Source organism: Halobacillus sp. (assembly GCF_049282395.1).
In the GTDB taxonomy this organism is placed as follows: Bacteria; Bacillota; Bacilli; order Bacillales; family Halobacillaceae; genus Halobacillus.
This window is the reverse complement of record NZ_JBAPTY010000181.1, coordinates 1-2,188: the sequence shown is the minus strand read 5'-3', so window position 1 is coordinate 2,188 and position 2,188 is coordinate 1. Positions and strand designations below refer to the sequence as shown.

Genomic DNA, 2,188 nt, shown 5'->3' with positions numbered 1-2,188 from the left:
ATCATACAAAACCTGCTCCAAATCTCCTCTCAGGAAGTTAAAATGGCGTCCGTTAAATAAATGTCTGAGAGAAGGGTAAGGGAGCTTGAACTTAAACTTGCCTTTCTCGTTCCGAAATTCCAAACCGGAAATTGGATAATGAATGCGGCTAAGCTGCTCCAGGATCCCCATTTCCTCTGCCACGTCATAGCCGGGTCCAAAAAAGTCCAGCATATACCCTTCTGTTCTTAATTCTGAAGCCTTTTCTATGACCTTCACATCATTTCCATTCCTATTCAGCCAATATGCCAGAGTCAACCCAGCGATACCTCCGCCCACGATGATTACTTTCATCCCTTAAGCCTCCTTTCTAATAGACTACTATTTTCCTTTACTTCACCGGAATCCATATTTCTGAATAATAGTCCTCACTAAAAGGATCTCCCTCAGAATAGACCTCCAGGTCCGGCGTGCCGGCATGTTCATACCCGCTGGACGGAAACCATTCTGAATAGATCTGCTTCCACACCTTTTGAATGGACAAAGGCATGGGACCGTGCACTTCGAATACCGCCCATGTAGAAGCAGGCAGCTCAAGCTGTGAAAAACGCCCAGGTGCCTCTCCTTTGTGAGCGGCTGCAATCCAATAATCAATCAGATTAGCCTGGACATGACTTTTATCCACGCATACACCGAGAAGTCCCTGAATACCTCCATCATTTAATTGGCTTAACTCCTCAGATGTCCCATCTCCATTTACCTTCTCCCAAAGCCGTGGAATAACCTGCTGGTTTTCTCCATTTTCGCAGGATAGCTCTCGCCTCACCCCCACAACTTGTATGGGACCTTTTTGTACCATGTGGTATAACATAGGTTCTGCTCCTTTCACATTCACCTGGATCACCAGGCGGTTATAGGATTGCATCTTTCCCGTAAAGCATTTCGCTTCCCTAGGAGTGATTCCATGTTGTTTTTTGAATGCTTTCGCGAAAGACTCAGGAGTGTCATATCCATACTTTAAGGCGATATCAATTACTTTAATATTGGTTTTGGAAAGTTCATGAGCAGCAAGCGTCAACCTTCTTCTCCTGAGATACTCGGCAACTGGTGTTTCAGTCAACAGTGTAAACATTCGTTGAAAATGAAAGACAGACGTATTGGCCTGGCTTGCGATTTCTTCAATCGAAACGTCTTCAAGTAGATGGTTTTCCATATAATCAATCGACCGCTGCATGGACTCCACTAATGTCATATGAATCACTCCCTGTATCTACAGTAACCTTTCCACGTGGTGAAATCCTGTTCATTTCTGCTTGAGTGGAACAGGTTTTAAGACGTTTTTCTTTTATTATATCATCGCCTTGAGTTAGCAGCCTCTGTTTATAAATAGTATAGAAAAAGGCAAGCAGCGTCACTGCTTGCCTTTTCTACACATTATTTTCTACGAATCCCGATCGTCCGTCCTGCCTGCTTGATATACTCCTCGTTATCCTGGGCCTGATAAATCTCACGAATGGTGGCAGCTACGAGTTCAGGGAATGGAGCACCCCGGCCCTCCGTTTGATCAATACCCATGAGCATTTCCTCAAAGGTGGCTACAAGTTCGCCCGCCTCATTTTTCATTGTGAAAAACAGATGCATGCGCTTGGAGTCGTAATCCAGTATCTTTGCCGTTATATCAAAGGCTGCCTTTTCCTTCACTTCCTGAAGATAGCACGTATGAGTTTCCAGTGTGAAAATGGTGTAGTTCCAATGATTACGTGCTGCTTCATCAAGACCAACGTGTTCGATAAATGCGTCAGTCGCCAGGCTGAAAGCGCGGCTGTATTCCGCATCATTCATATGCCCGTTGTAATCGACCCATTCCGCCGGGACGGATTTTGTATAACGAAAGGATGGTTTCATGTTTGAACGCTCCTTTATGAGTGAGTTTTCTCTGTCTCTTTCGGCCAATATTCCTGAACAAGGTCATAAAGACGAACGAGAAATTCATTTCGGTTCTGATCAAGCTCGGACATGGTCATGCCATTTGATTGATGCTCACAGCCGGAAACAACTTTGTTGTAAAGTTCATCCGTCAGTTCTGGAGCTTCAAGCTTCGTCCACGGTTTTTTCAAAGCCGGGCCGAATTGTTTCAGCATATGTCGCATACCGCCTTCTCCACCAGCCAGATGGAACGTTAAGAAAGGACCATATTGGGCGTAGCGCA

At 45.0% G+C, this 2,188-nt stretch carries 3 protein-coding genes and 1 pseudogene; all 4 read right to left on the bottom strand.

Features of this window, described 5'->3' with window-relative positions:
* The coding region (locus WAM07_RS08380; protein WP_422166031.1) for an FAD-dependent oxidoreductase at positions 1-333 on the bottom strand (333 nt) is incomplete at its 3' end.
* A gap of 37 nt (positions 334-370) precedes the next feature.
* The gene (locus WAM07_RS08375) at positions 371-1,231 is read right to left on the bottom strand and encodes an AraC family transcriptional regulator (RefSeq protein WP_422166030.1); all 861 of its coding nucleotides are present in this window, start codon (positions 1,229-1,231) and stop codon (positions 371-373) included.
* Positions 1,232-1,413: 182 nt separating this feature from the next.
* Complete coding sequence (locus WAM07_RS08370; RefSeq protein WP_422166029.1) at positions 1,414-1,884, bottom strand: thioesterase family protein; 471 nt, start codon at positions 1,882-1,884, stop codon at positions 1,414-1,416.
* Between the two features lie 14 nt (positions 1,885-1,898).
* Positions 1,899-2,188 (bottom strand): annotated as a pseudogene (locus WAM07_RS08365) (L-carnitine dehydrogenase); the annotation flags it as partial.